Here is a 17,525-nt window from a genome sequence, read left to right as displayed (position 1 = left end):
CGCAGACAAGGTGCTCTTGAAACTTTAAGACCGGTCAACTTAGGGCGCCTCGCCGCAATCAGGCGGACGTTCGTTGATCCAGCGAATTTCCTGGGGGACTTTATGTCTGACGATAACGCTCCTGCGATGGACTATGACGCTCACGAGCGGACTTACGAAGGGTTCATCAACTTCTCCAAGGTTGGCACTATCGCGGTTCTGACCATCGTGGTGTGCCTCATCATGTTCAGTTTCGGCGGAACCGCCGCAACCATCTTCGGCTGGTTGATGCTGATCGGGACGATGGTCGCCTCGGCAATCGGCCTTGCCCTCGGGGCTTCCGGCTGGATTCCGCCCGCGATTGTCTTCGTGCTGACAGGCATCCTGGCGATCCTGACGGTCTGATCTCTGCCACGGCAGTCATGTTTTCAAAAAAAGGCGCGGTCCAGACCGCGCCTTTTTATTGACCGCCATGGGCTATAAGCAGATGTCATGACCCCTTCCGCGCTTGTTCCGTTCGTCTACGATCCTCCCTCGGAGCCGTATCTGACCGTCGTCCACATGGACGAGGATCTGCTTGTCGTGGACAAGCCGAGCGGGCTTTTGAGTGTTCCGGGCAAAGCCGCGGAGCATTTCGACTGTCTCGAATACAGGGCAAGGGCGGCCTATGAGCAGGCGCGTATCGTTCATCGGCTGGACATGGATACGTCCGGTGTGATGGTCCTGGCGATGAATCCGCGGGCTCATCGCCATCTCGGTCTCCAGTTCGAACGGCGCAAAACCGTGAAGACCTATATCGCCGAGGTCTGGGGTCATCCGGCCGCCGAGGAAGGCGAGGTCGATCTGCCGCTGATCTGTGACTGGCCGAACAGGCCGAAGCAGATGGTCAGTCCCGAGCACGGTAGAGCGGCGTTGACGCGCTGGAAAGTTCTGGAGAGGCGGGGCAGAACGACACGGGTCAGGCTGTTTCCTCATACGGGCCGATCGCATCAGCTCCGGGTGCACATGCTTTCGCTGGGCCATCCGATTGTCGGGGACAGGTTCTACGCGTCAGGAGAGGCGCTGAATGCGTCCGGGCGTCTGGCCCTGCACGCGGAAAGCCTTGAGTTGCATCACCCTGCCGACGGTGTACGGATTCTCTTTGAAAGCCCGTGCCCATTCTGAAGCGCGGGCGGACTTTGCTGTCCCGTCATCCGCTGAGAAGCGTCAGCCCTGGCCGACGCGGCCCATGCCCTCACGTGCGATCTTGTTGGAATTGTCCAGAGTGATCGCCTTGGAGAAATTGCGGCGGGCGTCCTTCTGCTTGCCGAGCATTTCCAGGGCAAGGCCGCGGTTCGCCCAGGCGATGGCGGAGTCGCGGTCAAGGTTGACGGCCATGGACAGATCGGAGAAGGCGGCGTTCGGGTCGTTCACCGCGATATAGGCGATCCCGCGGGCGGTATAGGGGGCCGCAGCCTTCGGGTTGAGGCCGATCGCGGTGGCGAAATCCTCAATCGCGCGGTTGTTCTGATTCTGTGCCTGGAAGATCAGGCCGCGGTTGTAGAACGCGCGGGCGTCGCTGCTGTCGCGGGAAATCACGGAATTGAAATCAGCCAGAGCGGCGCTGAAATTGCCCTGCTGGCGATAGATGTTGCCGCGCCCGACATAGGCGACATCGTAATCGGGTTTGATGTTGATCGCGCGGGTGTAGTCGGCAACGGCAAGGTCGTTCCGGTCCAGCCGGCGGTAGACGAGTGCCCGGTTGGCATAGGTCTGATAGGACTGGGGATCGAGCTGCAGCGCCCTGTTGAAGTCTTCCACCGCCTGATCGAGCTTTCCGGCCTTGCCATAGGCTATCCCGCGTGTGGAATAGGCATGGGCATCGGAGGGGTTGGACTCGATCACCGCTGTCAGTGACGCGATGTTGGTGGAGGATCCGGCGGATGTGTCGATGGGCACATCGTTATAGACACCGCCGGTGTTACACGCCGCCAGCAGTGTGGTCAGGCAGAACAATGCGGCAAAAGGCAGAAGTTTGCGCATGCGGCACATGTGATCTCTTATCGTCAAGGGACTGAACATGCCGTTCTTCTGCCTCCAATTGGGCGTGAATGTGGCTTTGCTTCGAGGTGCTGCCTGTATCCAGAGCATTCTCTTCAAAACGCCAAAAAGCCGACCGTGGCTCCGGTCGGCCTTACGGCAGTCTTGAATGAGGTCCGGCGGTCCATGCCGCCAGGCACGCTCAAGCCGCTTAGCGGCGAGCGGCCGGCTTGCCCGGAAGAAGACCTTCACGCTGTGCCCGCTTGCGAGCAAGCTTGCGCGCGCGGCGAATTGCTTCAGCCTTTTCACGCGCCTTCTTTTCAGACGGCTTTTCGAAATGACCACGAAGTTTCATTTCACGGAAGATGCCTTCGCGCTGCATCTTTTTCTTGAGCGCCTTCAGCGCTTGATCGACATTGTTGTCGCGAACCAGAACCTGCACGCGTTTTTTCCCATTTTCGTTGCGCTGCGACCGATCCGCAGCCAGAATTGGACTTGGCCAGTATTGGACAATGATTGAAGCGAGGTCTTGCCAGCGGTTTCTGCAGCCGCCCTGAAGACACGCAGCCAACGCCCATCTCGTTTACATGTGTATCGAGCAGCACATGTGAACAGAAACCTGATCGCCGCTGACGCGTCGCTCACTTTGGGCGGGTTAATACCAGAGCGGCTCGGTCGTGTCCACAGTCATTCGAAAAGAAACAACCCCGCGCATGTGGCCCGGCTTCGGCTGAGGTGTCTCACGAAGGCTGTCTAACATGTGTAGACACCACCTCTCAACCGGACTAGAGGTGAGTTCCTTCCATACCCAACCCCGACTGCTGGAGGAAACAATGGCGCAGCTCGCGTCAAGGGCCCCCGATTCGCAAAAGGGCGTGTCCCTCTGGCGAAGCGACATTCTCCCGACACTTGCGCTTGGTCTGCCGCTGGCGGGCGCGCAGTTGGCGCAGATGGCGATCAATACCACCGATGTGTTGATGATCGGCCGGCTGGGAGCCGAAGAACTGGCGGCGTCCGTGCTGGCGTTCAATCTCTATATGCTCATGTGGTTCTTCGGCATGGGCGTGCTGCAGGCGGTCATCCCGCTTGCCGCCAGGGCGCGCGGCCAACGCAAGCCGCGAGACCTGCGCCGTGCCGTGCGTATGGGCTTCTGGGTATCCGTGCTCTTCTGCATACCGGTCTGGAGCGTTCTGTTCTTCACCGAAACCATTCTGCTGGCACTCGGGCAGGAGCCGGAGCTTGCGGCGACGGCAGGCCTTTACATGCGCTACCTGCAGTGGACGATGCTGCCCGCGCTTCTCATCATGGCCGTGCGTGGTTTCCTGACGGTCATGGAGCGCACGCAGGTGGTGCTCTGGGCCACGATCGCCGGTGCTGTCGTCAACGCCATCCTCGACTATCTGCTGATTTTCGGGGAATTCGGATTTCCGCGCCTGGAGCTTGTCGGGGCCGGGATCGCCTCGGTGTTCAGCGCGTCGACCACATGCCTGTTTCTCATTCTTTACGCGATCTGGCATCCAAACCTGCGGCGCTATCATATCCTCGGCCGGATCTGGCGCTCGGACTGGCCGGTGTTCTTCCAGATCGTCCGGCTGGGAACGCCCATCGCCCTGACGATCATTGCGGAAGGAGCGCTGTTCACTGCGTCCTCCATCATGATCGGCTGGCTCGGAACCCTGCCGCTGGCGGGGCACGGCATCGCCCTTCAGATCGCGTCGCTCACCTTCATGGTGCCGGTCGGCTTCTCCGTGGCGGCAATGACCCGTGTCAGTCTGGCGGCGGGGCGCGGCGATCACGTGGCTGTCGGCCGGGCGGGCTGGACGGCGTTGGGGGTGACGATGATCTGCATGGGCAGTTTCGCGCTTCTGTTCTGGAGCCTGCCGGAAACGCTCGTCGGCTTCTATCTCGATCTGGAAGATCCACAAGCTGCTGAGGTCATGGCTTACGGTGCCTCGTTCCTGGCTGTCGCTGCGATCTTCCAGCTTGCCGACGGTGGGCAGATCATTGGAGTGAACAATCTGCGCGGGCTGGGGGACACCACGATCCCGCTGTTTTATGCGCTTTTCGGATATTGGGTGGTGGGAATCAGCCTGTCGCTCGGTCTCGGGTTCGCTGCCGGCTGGGGTGGCGTCGGCGTCTGGTCCGGTCTGGCCGGGGGCCTCGCCTCGGTCGCCCTTCTGGCGAACCTGCGCTTCGCGCGCCGCAGGAAACTGGGGCTTGTCGGGCTCTGATCGCGTCAGGCGGTCCTGGGGGAAATCCGGTTCACATGACCCATCTTGCGGCCCGGGCGGGTTTGCGCCTTGCCGTAGAGATGCAGCCGGGCGGCAGGCTCCTCAAGCACGCTCTGCCAGCCGTCGGCCTCAAAGCCGATCAGGTTCTCCATCACCGCGTCGGAATGGCGGTCGGCCGACCCCAGCGGCCAGCCGGCGACCGCACGGATGTGCTGGTCGAACTGGGAGGTCAGGCAGGCGTCCTGTGTCCAATGGCCGGAGTTGTGCACGCGCGGTGCAATCTCGTTGACCAGGAGCCGTTCACCGGCTCCATCGCGGACCAGGAACATCTCCACCCCCATCACGCCGACATAGTCGAGACCGGTGACGATGCGTTCGGCCATCGCGCGGGCCGTCGCGGCAGTGTCCGCAGAGACGCCGGCCGGAACGGTTGAGGTTTTCAGAATGTGATTTTCGTGGTGATTGCGGGCGATGTCATAGCTGGCGCACGCGCCGTCCAGGTCCCTGGCGACGATCACCGAAACTTCGCATTCGAACGGGATGAGGTCTTCAAGTACGGCGGGGACCGCACCGATTTTCTCGAACGCGCCGGCGGCGTCCTGCGGGCTGCGGATCATCATCTGGCCCTTGCCGTCATATCCGAAGCGTCGGGTCTTCAGGACCCCTTTGCCGTCAAAGGCGGACAAGGCGGTTTCCAGATCGTCCTGCGAGTTTACTTTCGCAAAACCGGCTATGACGACACCGACCTCGGTGAGGAACTGTTTTTCGGACAGGCGGTCCTGCGAGACCTGCAGCGCTCTGACGCCCGGTCTGACCGGCACTTTCGCATCGAGATGCGCGGCAGTCGGGCCGGGGACATTTTCAAATTCGTAGGTGACAGCAGACACGGCGGCGGCGAACCGGTCGAGAGCGTCGATATCGTCATATGGAGCAACAGTGAAGTCGGCGCAGACGTCGAATGCCGGGCTGTCCGGATCGGGGCAGAAGATATGCGCCTTGAGGCCGAGGCTGGCGGCCGATTGCGCCAGCATGCGGCCAAGCTGCCCGCCGCCGAGAATTCCGATCGCATCGCCAGGGCTCAGCCGGGGTTTTTCACTCATGCCTGAAATCCTGTTCCTGCCCAAAAATTCAATGTGCCTCGTCGGAGGGAACTTCGGCTACTGCTGCCGTGCGCTCGGTGCGGAAGGCATCCAGTGCCGCTTCGACTTCCGGATCGTTCAGGGCCAGTACTGCCGCGGCAAGCAGGGCGGCGTTGGTCGCGCCCGCCTTGCCGATCGCCAGCGTGCCGACCGGGATGCCGGCCGGCATCTGGACGATCGACAAAAGGCTGTCTTCTCCGGAAAGCGCCCGGCTTTCCACCGGGACGCCGAAGACCGGCAGCGGTGTCAGGGCCGCGACCATTCCGGGAAGATGGGCGGCGCCGCCGGCTCCGGCGATGATCAGCTTGAAGCCATCCGACTTCGCGCTTCTGGCAAAATCATACATGCGGTCAGGCGTGCGATGGGCGGAGACGATCCGGGCCTCATAGGTCACACCGAGCTGATCGAGTGTATCGGCCGCATGTTTCATTGTCGGCCAGTCCGACTGACTGCCCATGATGATTGCGACATCCGCGTTGGCCATGTGTTGCTCCACCATCCTGGGAACGGTCAATTTTTGGCGTTCGGTCTTTTACAGTCGAACGTCCGTCGATCTCGAAGAGCGGCGGAGTATAGGCAGCGCGCCGTTCACCGCAAGCCGGAATTGCCGGAAAAAGTCCGCACTCCGGTTCGAGGCGTGCAGATGAATGGATTGAATGCCCGGAACGCCGGTTACGCGATGATGTCGGGGAAAAACTGGTCTTCCAGCGCGCTGATCCGGTCCTTGATCATCAGCTTTTTCTTTTTCAGTCTCTGAAGCTGCAAGGCGTCATGGTTGGACGAAGCCGCCAGCGCCTCCACTGCAACGTCAAGATCCCTGTGCTCCTGACGAAGCTGCGCGAGCTCCGCTCGTAAGGCATCATTGTCCATTTTCGCCATTTGTCTTCCCCGGAAACGGAATCAGTTCCAGAACATCTGTCCCATGTCGGGCCGAATTCAGGAGAGATACCCTCATACGTCAAGAGCGATCACCTTTTCCGCTTTCATGTGATTCCACAAGCGGGCAGGGCGAAGTCGTCCACTTTTCCGCCGGTGAAAAAACAGCATCTGTTTCGGGGTGCCGGCGGCAGCTCATCATGCCAGAGACAGACGCGACCATAAACCGCACAGATTCTTGCCCTTGGGAAAACCTGTGAACCGGCACAATTCCCAAGGGGAAAATTGGTGAGTTTAGAACCGCTTATTTGCCGCGCGATTTTTAGAGTTTTCTAACGATAGCAGCGGGAATGCGTGTTTTGACGGCGAAACGATCGACATATGCAGAATCCGCAATCGACAAGGCCGGATTCTCTATGGCACGATGAGGATGTTGAGCCAACCGACAGGAGGTTTATCCATGTCCATGCAGTCACATCTCGCAGAACTTGAGCGCCGTCACGCGGAAATGGAACGCAAGATCGAAGATGCTAATTTGCACCCGAGTACGGACTCCCTGGAACTGGCTGGCATGAAACGACAAAAACTGAAGATCAAGGACGAGATCGAGCGAATACGGCAGGATGATGTGACGCTTCATTAGAAGCGCCAGCCATATGTTTCGAGAACGCCGCGCTCCGTCGCGGCGTTTTTTGTTGTTTATACACTTCCGCGGATGGCTGGACCCTGGGCCTAAAGCGCCTTCGCCTGCTCGCGCAGGGCGAATTTCTGGATCTTGCCGGTCGAGGTTTTGGGAAGTTCACAGAACACGACGGTCCTTGGAGCCTTGAAATTTGCCATGTGCTCCCGGCAGAAGGCGATCAGATCCGCTTCGCAGGCTGCCGCACCCTGCCGGAGTTCGACAAAGGCGCAGGGCGTTTCGCCCCATTTTTCGTCCGGCCGGGCCACGACCGCGGCGGCCTGTACGTCGGGATGCTTGTAAAGCACCTCTTCCACCTCGATGGACGAGATGTTCTCGCCGCCCGAAATGATGATGTCCTTGGACCGATCCTTGAGCTGGATATAGCCGTCAGGATGCATGACCCCGAGATCGCCTGAATGGAACCAGCCGCCGGCAAACGCCTCCTTGGTGGCGGCCGGGTTCTTCAGATAGCCCTTCATCACCACATTGCCCCGGAACATCACCTCGCCGAGGGTCTGGCCGTCGGCTGGAACAGGTTCCAGCGTCTCCGGGTCGAGCACGGCCAGGTCTTCCAGGGCGACATACCGGACGCCTTGGCGGGCCTTCTTCTGCGCCTGCAGGTCCAGCGGCAAGGCATCCCATTCGGCCTTCCAGTCGTTGACGACGGCCGGGCCGTAGACTTCGGTCAGGCCGTAGAGATGGGTGACGTTGAAACCGGCGGTTTTCATGGCCGCAAGCACGCTCTCCGGCGGCGGGGCCGCGGCGGTGAAGAACTCGACCGGGTGATCGAGCGCGCGCTTCTGGTCGGGAGCCGCATTCAGGAGCGTCGACATGATGATCGGCGCACCGCAAAGATGAGTGACCTTTTCGTCGGCGATCAGGTCCCACATCGGTTTCGGCCTGACCCAGCGCAGACACACATGGGTGCCGGCAACCACCGACAGCGACCAGGGAAAGCACCAGCCGTTGCAGTGAAACATCGGCAGGGTCCACAGATAGACCGGATGCCCGGTCATGGCGGCGGTTATCACATTGGCCTGGGCCAGCAGATAGGCACCGCGATGATGATAGACGACGCCCTTGGGATTGCCCGTCGTCCCCGAGGTATAGTTGAGGGCGATCGCGTCCCATTCGTCATCGGGCAGCGACCAGGGATAGTCCGGATCGCCGGATTGCAGGAATTCCTCGTAGTCGAGCGTGCCGAGACGCTCGCCATCCTGAGGAAACTGGAGATCGGAATAATCGATCACGGTCGGGCGGACGCTGGCAAGCGACAGCGCTTCCTTGACGACCGGTGCATATTCCCGGTCAGTAATCAGGACCTTGCAGTCGGCGTGATCCAGCTGGAAGGCAATGACGGCCGCGTCCAGGCGGGTGTTCATGGAATGCAGCACCGCGCCCGACATGGGGACGCCGTAATGGGCTTCCAGCATCGGTGGCACATTGGGAAGCATCACGCTGACCGTATCGTTCTTGCCGACGCCAAGCCCTTCGAGTGCGGAAGCGAGCTGGCGCGTACGGCGGTAAAAGCTGCGATAATCGGTGCGCTGCTTGCCATGAATGATCGCGATGGTGTCGGGAAACACATCCGCGGCCCGTGCCAGAAAGCTGAGCGGGCTCAGTGCGGCATAGTTCGCGGTCGTCTTATCGAGCCCCTGGGCGAACGGGCTGACACTGGCATCCATTGTCTTCCTCCCTCGATCCTTTTTCGAAATCAAAACCGGAAACCGGACCGCACGCAATGCTTCATTTACGGGGCCGCCCCCTAAGCGAAGAACGCGTAAATGCCATCATAGGTCAGTTTGACGCCGATCACGGCCATGAAGACGTAGATGATGCCGTAGAAAGTTTCCGCCTTGACGATCCGCACGAGGCGGACGCCTGCCAGAGTGGCGATCAGGGCGACCGGAAACAGCGTTACCGAGGTGGTCAGATTGGTGGCATCGAACTGGCCGAGAAGAAAATAGGGCACCAGCTTGATGGCGTTCATGGAGGCAAAGAAGATCACCGCCGTGCCGGCGAAAAGCATTGGCGCGAGGCGCAGCGGCAGCATGTACATCTGGAACGGCGGGCCGCCCGTGTGGCTGATGAAGCTGGTAAAGCCCGCGACCGCCCCCCAGAAGGTGCCCTTGGGCACATTGTGGCCGGGTGCGGTGGTTTCCTTGCGCCGGAAGAAAACGTAGTCGGCGACAAAGGCGATGGAAATGATGCCGACCAGCAGGGTGACGAAGGAATCGTTGACGTAGGCGGCGGCGGCCCAGCCGGCACCGATCCCCACGAGGGCGGCCGGAAACAGGATGACCAGGCTTCTCCAGTCGGCGCGGCCCTTGTAGGCGAGGAGCGCGATCGCATCCATCACGATCAGGATCGGCAGCATGATGCCCGCGGCCTGCAGCGGCGAAACGACGAGGGCCATGACCGGAACGCCGAGCATGGCGAATGTGCCGCCGAAGCCTCCCTTGGAAAGGCCGACGAGAAACACGGACGGAATGGCGGCAGCATAGAACCAGGGGTCTGTAATCGGGGACATGAGCTTTGAAGGCGGGATCGAGGGTCAGGACAGGACCGGCAGACAAGCATGCCAGAATGATTACGTAAAGTCCCGACCACCGAATTGCTTATACGCGGAGGCTTGCATTTCCGCATGCCCATACAGCACTCTATCGGGCAAAAGCCCGGTTCGGTTCCCATCAGATGATTGCGACCGTTGCGGGAGGCTATCTGGGAGGAGAGGTCATGGCGAGCCGCTATCACGAGGTCTATCAGGGCTGGAAGGACGATCCGCTGGGGTTCTGGAAGGATGCAGCCTCGGAAATCGATTGGATCTCGACATCCGAGCGGGTCTTCAATCCCGACGAGGGACAATACGGAAGCTGGTTTCCCGACTGGCAGTGCAACACCTGCTACAACTGCCTCGACCGACATGTAGAACGTGGACGGCCAGGACAGCCGGCGCTGATCTATGACAGCCCGATCACCGGCAGAACCGCGACCTACACCTATTCGGAACTGCTGGAGGAAGTCGAGGCGCTAGCCTGCGTCCTTTCAGACCGGGGACTGGAAAAGGGCGACCGGGCGATCCTCTACATGCCGATGACGCCGCAGGCGGTGATGGCGATGCTCGCATGCGCGCGCCTGGGAGTCGTTCATTCCGTCGTCTTCGGCGGCTTTGCCGCAAACGAACTGGCCACACGCATCGACGACGCCACCCCGAAAGCCATCATCGCCGCGTCCTGTGGTATCGAGCCGGGAAGGGTCATCGCCTACAAACCGCTGATCGATGCCGCGATCGAGCAGGCGCGGCACAAGCCGGAAAGCTGTCTCGTCTTCCAGAGAGAGGAACTGACAGCCGGGCTGATGGAGGGCAGGGACCATGATCTCGGCGCCCTGCAGGAAGAGGCGAAGACGGCCGGCCGGCGGATTGCGCCGGTTCCGGTCAAGGCCACCGACCCGCTCTACATTCTTTACACCTCCGGCACGACCGGCCAGCCGAAAGGCGTGGTGCGCGACAATGGCGGCCATATGGTCGCGCTCAAGTGGTCGATGAGCAATCTCTACGACATCCAGCCCGGCGAAGTCTTCTGGGCCGCGTCCGATGTCGGCTGGGTGGTTGGTCATTCCTACATCTGCTATGCGCCGCTGCTGCATGGCTGCACGACCGTCGTGTTCGAGGGCAAGCCCGTGGGCACGCCCGATGCGGGCGTCTTCTGGCGGGTGATCTCGGACCACGACGTGGTGTCGCTTTTCACGGCGCCGACGGCCTTCCGGGCGATCCGTAAGGAAGACCCCAACGGCGAGCTGATCGAGAAATACGACCTGTCACGCTTCAGGTCGCTGTTCCTGGCCGGCGAACGCGCGGACCCCGAAACCGTTAACTGGGCGATCGACAAGCTGCAGGTGCCAGTTATCGACCACTGGTGGCAGACGGAAACCGGCTGGTGCATCGTCGGCAATCCGCTCGGGCTCGGGCAACTGCCGGTGAAACCGGGTTCCCCCACCGTTCCAATGCCCGGTTACGACGTGCAGGTGCTGGACGATGCCGGTCATCCCCTGGGAACGAATACGCTGGGCAACATCGTCGTGAAACTGCCTCTGCCGCCCGGTGCGCTGCCGACGCTGTGGAACGCGGACAAGCGGTTTTTCGATGCCTACCTCGCGGAATTTCCGGGCTACTACAAGACATCCGATGCCGGGGTGATCGATGACGACGGCTATCTGTCCATCATGGCGCGGACCGACGATATTATCAACGTGGCCGGCCACAGGCTGTCCACCGGCGGTATGGAAGAAGTGCTGGCGGGCCATCCCGATGTTGCCGAATGCGCGGTGATTGGCATTGCCGACAAGTTGAAAGGCCAGTTGCCTTGCGGGTTCGTGGTGCTGAAGTCGGGCGTTGACCGGTCCCATGACGAGATTGAAAAGGAACTGATCAAACTGGTGCGCGAGAAAATCGGACCTGTTGCCGCCTTCAAGATCGCAATCACGGTTGAGCGGCTCCCCAAGACGCGCTCCGGCAAGATCCTGCGCGGCACGATGCGCCAGATCGCTGACGGTGAAACCTACAGGATGCCCGCGACCATTGACGATCCGGCGATCCTGGATGAAATCAGCGACGCGTTGAAAACACACGGTATTTCCGTTTGATAAATCGGAACGCCGGTTACGGAGGCCAATAACGGCCATCGACAGAGCCTGTTTTGCCTCTTAATGTCGGGCCGCCGCGAAGCGGCCCGCGTTTGTGACGCGGTGCGAATTTACTCAAGCAGCCGTGAGGGTTTCCGTGTCTTTGGAAAATAAGGTCGCCATCGTAACCGGCGCAGCCCGGGGTATAGGGCTCGCCATTGCCAGACGTTTCGTCATGGACGGCGCGAAAGTCGTGATCGCCGATGTTGACGATGATGCCGGAGAGGCCGCGGCCGGGGATCTGAGCTCCCTGGGCGAAGCGATGTATATCCACTGCAATGTTGCCGAGCGCCTGGACGTGCGCAATCTGGTCGCAGAAACGCTGAACGCCCATGGCGACATCGATATTCTGGTCAACAATGCCGGAATTGTCGCCGGAGCCGACTTCCTGGAACTGGAGGAAGATGATTTCGACCGGGTTCTTTCCGTCAATCTTAAAGGGGCGTTCCTTTGTTCACAGGCGGTTGCCCGCCACATGGTCGAGAAGGTGGAAGGCGGCGGCGCTCCCGGCTGCATCGTCAACATGTCGTCGATCAATGCGGTGCTGGCGATCCCCAACCAGATTCCCTACTGCGTCTCCAAGGGGGGGCTGTCGCAGCTGACCAAGGCGACCTCGTTGTCGCTGGCACAGTACGGCATTCGGGTAAACGCAGTCGGTCCGGGGTCGATCATGACCGATATGCTTGCCACCGTGAACGATGACCCCGCTGCGAAAAACCGCATCATGTCCCGCACGCCGATGCTGCGGATCGGCGAACCGTCCGAGATCGCTGGCGTCGTCGCCTTCCTGGCGTCCGACGATGCCAGCTACGTCACCGGACAGACCGTCTTCGCCGATGGCGGCAGGCTGCCGCTGAACTATACGGTCGCCGTGCCGGACGAGGACTGAACGCAAGGCGTTATAATCGCCCCTCCTGCCGCTTAAGCTGTTTCCTCCTCGGCTCCGAACTGGAGCCGGGCGAGCTTGGCGTAAAGGCCGTCGGCGGCACTGAGCTCCGCGTGGGTGCCGGTTTCGACAATCCGGCCGTCCTCCATCACCAGGATCCGGTCGGCTTTCAGAACGGTTGCAAGACGGTGGGCGATGACCAGCGTGGTACGGTTTTCCATCAGCCGGTCGAGCGCCTGCTGGACAAGGTTCTCGCTCTCCGCATCGAGAGCGCTGGTGGCTTCGTCGAGAAGCAATACCGGCGCGCTCTTGAGGACGGCTCTGGCGATGGCGATGCGCTGGCGCTGGCCGCCTGAAAGGGTAATGCCGCGTTCGCCCACCAGGGTGTCGTAGCCGTTCGTCATCGTCTCGATGAAAGGCGCAGCAAGGGCTGCCTGTGCGGCGGCGACGATTTTCTCCCGGGAGGCATCGGGCCGGCCATAGGCGATGTTCTCGGCAATGCTTGCACCGAAAATGGCCGTGTCCTGAGGGACCAGGGCAATGTGAGCGCGCAGGTCTTCCGGATCGAGCTGTCTTATATCCACGCCGTTCAGGCGGATGCATCCCGCCGTCGGATCGTAGTAGCGCATCAGAAGACTGAAGAGCGTGGACTTTCCAGCGCCTGACGGTCCGACCACCGCCACGGTTTCACCGGGAGACACCGTCAGCACCAGATCGGTGAGAACGGGCAGGGACTTGCTGTTCTCATACGCAAAGGAAACATGGTCGAAGGAAATTTCGCCCTTCGGCGTTTCGGGCAGTCGGACAGGATCGGCGGGAGCGCTGATCTCCGGCTGGATTTCCAGAAGCTCGGACAGACGTTCGGCGGCACCCGCGGCCTGTGAGAGTTCGCCCCAGACCTCCGACAGTGCGGCCAGGGATCCCGCAGCGAGGATCGAATAGAGCAGGAACTGGCTCAGCTCGCCGCCGGTGATGCGGCCGGAGAACACATCGCTGGCGCCGATCCACAGAACCGCGACAATGCTGGCGCCGATGACGAAGATCGCAAAACCGGTCAGCGCCGCACGGGCCATGATCGCCTGGCGGGCGGCCTGAAACGCGGCCTCGACGGCGCTTCGGTAATGATCGGCACTGCGACGCTCGTGAGTGAAGGCCTGCAGGGTGCGGACCGCGCCGAGCATTTCGCCGGCAAAGGCGGAGGCGTCGGCAAGGGTGTCCTGGGCGAAGCGGGATCTTCTGCGCACCTGACGTCCAAAGCCCAGTATGGGGACAAGGATGACGGGAATGGCGGCAAGGACAATCACTGAGAGCCGGGGGCTGGTGACGACCATCATCACCGATGCGCCGGCGAACATGATCAGGTTGCGCATGGCAAGGGAGGCGCTTGCGCCGAAGGCCGACTTGATCTGCGTGGTGTCGGCCGTCAGACGAGAGAGGATTTCCCCGGATTTCGCGCTGTCGTAAAAGGCCGGGCTGAGACGGGTCAGATGGGCAAAGACATCGGAGCGGACGTCGCTCACCACCCGTTCGCTGATCCACATGACCAGGAAGTACCGGATTGAACTCGCCAGCGCCAGAGCACAGACGACCCCGACAAGGACGGCGAAATAGGAATTGACCAGAGCAGGGTCATCCGCTCCGAAGCCGAAGTCGATCATCCGGCGGACGGCGGCGGGCAGGATCAGAGTTATCACGGCTGCGGAAAACAAGGCGACGACCGCGGCGCCCACGACGGCCTTGTGTTTCAGCAGGTAGGGCAGCAGCCGGGTCAGCGGCCTGAGCGATTTTCGCGATGATTCCGCAGAGGGTCCCGAAGGGGAATTTGCGTCTGGAATTTGGGCGTCGGCCAAAAGGGTCTCCTCGTCGTTTGCGAATGTCTTTAACATGTTCGGCGGCGGGCTCAATGGCATAGGTCAAGTCCGGGCGCTCGAAGGGATCATCGAAGGTCCGGGCAGCCGGGAAGACGGGCCGGCAGGCGGGCCGCTCCCATTCCTGAAGGCAGGAGGAGATTGCCGGATTTTGCCCCTTGTCTTGCCCGGCACCTTGGGGTATATCCCCGCCTCATGTTTGTGAGGGCGGCGTCCGCATCCGGATCGGCGGCCCTTTATCTCGTTTGCGCTGGCGTTGCGGCTTTCACGGAAAGACGTTTTGAAGCGCTTGAAAGGACCGGTCATGAAAGCGGATATCCATCCCGACTACCACACCATCAAGGTCGTCATGACCGATGGCACCGAATTCACCACCCGCTCCACCTATGGTGCGGAAGGCGACACCCTGCAGCTCGACATCGACCCGACGTCTCATCCGGCATGGACCGGCGGTGACCGTCAGTTGATGGACCGCGGCGGCCGCGTGTCCCGCTTCAAGAACAAGTTCGCTGGTTTCCTGGGCTCCTGATCAGTCCGCGACAACAGCCTTGTTATCGAAAGCCCGGCCTCTGGCCGGGTTTTTTTGTTTCCGGAAGATGTGCCGAAACAGGACTTCTGCCTGCGGCTCTGAAGTCGATCTGAAACGGGAAACGAAAAAAGCCGCCCGGAGGCGGCTTTTTTGAGAATTGAAGTTCCGGAGTAGCGTCAGCCGAGTTTGCCGAAGGCAGCGTGGAGCTGGCTGATCTGCGAAGCGACCGGATTGTCGTTGTTGGCTTCTTCGGAGCGCTCCGTCTCGTCCTTGCGGTAAAGCATCTTGTCGAGATGAACCACGCGTTCCTGCAGGCGGGTCGAGCGTTCGATGAGATCGCGCAGGGTATCGGGAAGCTCTTCCCAGGTCGGGCCACCGGTCGCGCTGCTCAATTTATCGAGGCGAACCTTGTTCTTGTCACTGCCGGCCTGTTCACGGGACATTTCGCCCTCGTTCACGGCCCGCTGCAGGAGAAGCCAGGAAGCGAGCTGCATCAACCGGGTCGTCAAACGCATGGATTCAGTGGCATAGGCAAGCGAAGTGGGACGCGGAAGCTGCTTGGCTTCCTCGCGGCCGGCTCCGTCCAGATACATGGCTGTTTCTTCCACCAGCGACATGCCTTCCTGAAACAGGCTCTGAAAGTTGTCGGAACTGGCCAGGTGATGCGCGATGTGCACCGTTTCAACAGGACCACCGGCTTTTTTCATGTCTTCCGTCATAGGATTACTGCGCCTCAATTGCTCTTCCGGTTGAACCATGCATCTCTTCAGAAACTGACCCAGGATAAAACAGCCGGGACAATGTGTTCCTTTTTGGAACAATGCAGGTCTTCATGCCATTTACTGAGCAATCCGTGTGCCATTTACAAAGGCAAACAGCCATTAACCAGAACACAGGCACCTTACTATGAGGTGGAGGCAAAAAAAAGAGCCGCTGGAATGCGGCTCTGAGTCATTAACAGGGAGGCGTCAAACAGAGTGGACAGGAGCCACTCAAATCCAGATGACTGGATGTATAAATTTATAATTTGGAAAGATTAACAAGAGGTAAACAAGTTAATTTTTACCTACTCTGTTTACCATGAGACGCGGTAACAGATTGGGTTTGTTTCAAATTTTATAGAAATTTGCCAAGTTATTTTTGAAAAATAGAGTTGGCAGCATCGCGAATATTCCCGCGTTGCTCAAGCTCCTGCCGGGTGCGATTAATTTCGTCTCCCAGCGCCTTGATCCGCTCCGCGAGATCGGTCTCCGAAAGTGTGGACAATTCTTCCCCTACGGTAATTGTGCCGGAGGCGGGTTTTTTGGGGACATCTTCGTCAAACAGACCCATTGTCGCTTTCCCTCACGCAAGACAGGCGAATTCGTTCCATAGCGCTTGTCTGATCCGCATTCCTTCAAATAGGTTCAGTGCGATTTTACCATATGCCAGGCACGGATCGCCTAGCCAGTCCCAAAATGAACCAAAAAGGAAAGGGTGCTATGCAAAATCTGCCCGACAGCATGACAGCCGTGGCGATATCCGAACCGGGCGGTCCGGAAGTCCTGGTGCGCGAAACCCGCCCGCTGCCGGAACCGGCCCCGGGCGAGATCCTGATCCGCGTTGCTGCAGCCGGCGTGAACCGGCCGGATGTCCTGCAGCGCGCGGGAGCCTATCCGCCGCCGAAGGGCGCCTCCGACCTTCCCGGCCTCGAGGTTGCCGGGGAAGTGGTGGCCCGCGGGTCGGGGAGCGGGCGTCACGCCATCGGCGACAAGGTCACGGCTCTGTGCCCGGGCGGCGGCTATGCGGAATATTGCAAGGTGGTGGACGGACATGCCCTGCCGGTGCCGGCGGGGCTGTCGATGCAAGAAGCTGCGGCATTGCCGGAAACCTTTTTCACGGTCTGGAGCAATGTCTTCGATCGCTGCGGGCTGAAGAGCGGCGAGCGGTTTCTGGTGCACGGGGGAACGTCCGGAATCGGGACGACGGCCATACAGCTCGCCAAGGCCTTTGGAGCGGAGGTCTTCACCACCGTCGGGTCGCAGGAAAAAGCGGAGGCTGTTCAGAAGCTCGGCGCGGACCATGTCATCAATTACCGTCAGGATGCGTTTGAAAAGGTCATCCTCGATGTCACGGGCGGCGAAGGCGTCGACGTGATCCTGGATATGGTTGGCGGCGACTATGTCGAACGGAACTGGAAGGCGGCCGCGGTGGAAGGACGGATCTGCCAGATCGCGACCCTGAACGGCGTGTCGGAAAAGGTGAATTTCTCGCGCCTCATGGTCAAGCGACTGACCCATACGGGGAGCACGCTCAGGCCGCGCAGCGATGCCTTCAAGACGGCGATCGCGGAAGCTCTGGAAGCCCAGGTCTGGCCGCTGATCGAATCAGGCAAAATCCGGCCGATCATGGATTCAACCTTTCCGCTGGTCGAGGCCGCCGAGGCGCATCGAAGGATGGAAAGCTCTGGACACATTGGCAAAATCGTCCTGACCGTGGGGGGCTGAATTCCCACGGAAGGCGCGAGGAAATGCCAGAATGCAAGTGCGTTGCGTTTTGGCGGCATTTCTCCTATATTCCGGCCACTTCCCTTGAAATGGAAATCGAACACCGCTTTTTTGCCCTGCCGGGCGAGGGAGCAGACGAGAGGAATT

The 17,525-nt window shown here is 60.4% G+C and carries 18 protein-coding genes; 8 read left to right on the top strand and 10 right to left on the bottom strand.

The features are described from left to right. Positions 1-102: 102 nt before the first annotated feature. Together Q1B40_RS15880 and Q1B40_RS15875 are read left to right on the top strand one after the other, a co-directional pair. The gene (locus Q1B40_RS15880) at positions 103-384 is read left to right on the top strand and encodes an aa3-type cytochrome c oxidase subunit IV (RefSeq protein WP_299816466.1); all 282 of its coding nucleotides are present in this window, start codon (positions 103-105) and stop codon (positions 382-384) included. Between the two features lie 87 nt (positions 385-471). Next, on the top strand, positions 472-1,143 hold the full coding sequence (locus Q1B40_RS15875; protein WP_299816464.1) for an RluA family pseudouridine synthase: 672 nt from the start codon (positions 472-474) through the stop codon (positions 1,141-1,143). Positions 1,144-1,185: 42 nt separating this feature from the next. On the opposite strand, the gene Q1B40_RS15870 is transcribed toward Q1B40_RS15875, so the two are convergent. Both Q1B40_RS15870 and rpsU read right to left on the bottom strand, forming a co-directional pair. Further along, on the bottom strand, positions 1,186-2,040 hold the full coding sequence (locus Q1B40_RS15870) for a tetratricopeptide repeat protein (protein ID WP_299816462.1): 855 nt from the start codon (positions 2,038-2,040) through the stop codon (positions 1,186-1,188). A 169-nt stretch (positions 2,041-2,209) separates the two neighbouring features. After that, a complete protein-coding gene (gene rpsU / locus Q1B40_RS15865) occupies positions 2,210-2,440 on the bottom strand; it encodes a 30S ribosomal protein S21 (RefSeq protein WP_068409696.1) in 231 nt (76 codons plus the stop codon). 391 nt (positions 2,441-2,831) lie between these two features. Here rpsU and Q1B40_RS15860 point away from each other — a divergent pair, with 391 nt between their 5' ends. After that, complete coding sequence (locus Q1B40_RS15860; protein WP_299816459.1) at positions 2,832-4,229, top strand: MATE family efflux transporter; 1,398 nt, start codon at positions 2,832-2,834, stop codon at positions 4,227-4,229. A gap of 5 nt (positions 4,230-4,234) precedes the next feature. On the opposite strand, the gene Q1B40_RS15855 is transcribed toward Q1B40_RS15860, so the two are convergent. The 3 genes from Q1B40_RS15855 to Q1B40_RS15845 all read right to left on the bottom strand — a co-directional run bounded on the left by Q1B40_RS15855 (position 4,235) and on the right by Q1B40_RS15845 (position 6,247). Further along, complete coding sequence (locus Q1B40_RS15855; RefSeq protein ID WP_299816457.1) at positions 4,235-5,329, bottom strand: 5-(carboxyamino)imidazole ribonucleotide synthase; 1,095 nt, start codon at positions 5,327-5,329, stop codon at positions 4,235-4,237. Positions 5,330-5,357: 28 nt separating this feature from the next. Beyond that, a complete protein-coding gene (gene purE, locus Q1B40_RS15850; RefSeq protein ID WP_299816455.1) occupies positions 5,358-5,852 on the bottom strand; it encodes a 5-(carboxyamino)imidazole ribonucleotide mutase in 495 nt (164 codons plus the stop codon). A 188-nt stretch (positions 5,853-6,040) separates the two neighbouring features. Continuing rightward, complete coding sequence (locus Q1B40_RS15845; protein ID WP_068409705.1) at positions 6,041-6,247, bottom strand: DUF465 domain-containing protein; 207 nt, start codon at positions 6,245-6,247, stop codon at positions 6,041-6,043. 457 nt (positions 6,248-6,704) lie between these two features. On the opposite strand from Q1B40_RS15845, the gene Q1B40_RS15840 reads away from it, so the two are divergent. Then, positions 6,705-6,887 carry a DUF465 domain-containing protein gene (locus Q1B40_RS15840; protein ID WP_068409706.1) on the top strand — a complete coding sequence of 61 codons (183 nt, stop codon included), beginning with the start codon at positions 6,705-6,707 and terminating at the stop codon, positions 6,885-6,887. 89 nt (positions 6,888-6,976) lie between these two features. Here the strand turns inward: Q1B40_RS15840 and Q1B40_RS15835 are convergent, their stop codons facing one another. Then, positions 6,977-8,611 (bottom strand): acyl-CoA synthetase, encoded by a 1,635-nt coding sequence (locus tag Q1B40_RS15835; protein WP_299816452.1) that lies wholly within the window; start codon positions 8,609-8,611, stop codon positions 6,977-6,979. An 80-nt stretch (positions 8,612-8,691) separates the two neighbouring features. Then, a complete protein-coding gene (locus tag Q1B40_RS15830) occupies positions 8,692-9,456 on the bottom strand; it encodes a sulfite exporter TauE/SafE family protein (protein WP_299816450.1) in 765 nt (254 codons plus the stop codon). Positions 9,457-9,662: 206 nt separating this feature from the next. Here Q1B40_RS15830 and Q1B40_RS15825 point away from each other — a divergent pair, with 206 nt between their 5' ends. Both Q1B40_RS15825 and Q1B40_RS15820 read left to right on the top strand, forming a co-directional pair. Then, the gene (locus Q1B40_RS15825; protein ID WP_299816448.1) at positions 9,663-11,570 is read left to right on the top strand and encodes a propionyl-CoA synthetase; all 1,908 of its coding nucleotides are present in this window, start codon (positions 9,663-9,665) and stop codon (positions 11,568-11,570) included. A gap of 136 nt (positions 11,571-11,706) precedes the next feature. Next, positions 11,707-12,498, top strand: a complete 792-nt coding sequence (locus tag Q1B40_RS15820) for an SDR family NAD(P)-dependent oxidoreductase (RefSeq protein ID WP_299816446.1) — start codon at positions 11,707-11,709, stop codon at positions 12,496-12,498. 32 nt (positions 12,499-12,530) lie between these two features. On the opposite strand, the gene Q1B40_RS15815 is transcribed toward Q1B40_RS15820, so the two are convergent. Further along, positions 12,531-14,345, bottom strand: a complete 1,815-nt coding sequence (locus Q1B40_RS15815) for an ABC transporter transmembrane domain-containing protein (protein ID WP_299816443.1) — start codon at positions 14,343-14,345, stop codon at positions 12,531-12,533. Between the two features lie 322 nt (positions 14,346-14,667). Here Q1B40_RS15815 and rpmE point away from each other — a divergent pair, with 322 nt between their 5' ends. Next, the gene (gene rpmE / locus Q1B40_RS15810; RefSeq protein WP_008196026.1) at positions 14,668-14,892 is read left to right on the top strand and encodes a 50S ribosomal protein L31; all 225 of its coding nucleotides are present in this window, start codon (positions 14,668-14,670) and stop codon (positions 14,890-14,892) included. A gap of 176 nt (positions 14,893-15,068) precedes the next feature. Here the strand turns inward: rpmE and Q1B40_RS15805 are convergent, their stop codons facing one another. Together Q1B40_RS15805 and Q1B40_RS15800 are read right to left on the bottom strand one after the other, a co-directional pair. After that, complete coding sequence (locus Q1B40_RS15805; protein WP_299816441.1) at positions 15,069-15,599, bottom strand: DUF1465 family protein; 531 nt, start codon at positions 15,597-15,599, stop codon at positions 15,069-15,071. Between the two features lie 427 nt (positions 15,600-16,026). Further along, complete coding sequence (locus tag Q1B40_RS15800) at positions 16,027-16,224, bottom strand: DUF1192 family protein (RefSeq protein ID WP_299816439.1); 198 nt, start codon at positions 16,222-16,224, stop codon at positions 16,027-16,029. Between the two features lie 149 nt (positions 16,225-16,373). On the opposite strand from Q1B40_RS15800, the gene Q1B40_RS15795 reads away from it, so the two are divergent. Continuing rightward, positions 16,374-17,378: an NAD(P)H-quinone oxidoreductase gene (locus Q1B40_RS15795; RefSeq protein WP_299816437.1), complete on the top strand. Its 1,005-nt coding sequence runs from the start codon at positions 16,374-16,376 to the stop codon at positions 17,376-17,378. Positions 17,379-17,525 lie beyond the last annotated feature (147 nt).

The sequence above is a fragment of the uncultured Roseibium sp. genome (genome assembly GCF_947496995.1).
Taxonomy (GTDB): domain Bacteria; phylum Pseudomonadota; class Alphaproteobacteria; order Rhizobiales; family Stappiaceae; genus Roseibium.
The sequence above is the reverse complement of the archived record's forward strand: the minus strand, read 5'-3'. Positions and strand labels throughout refer to the sequence as shown.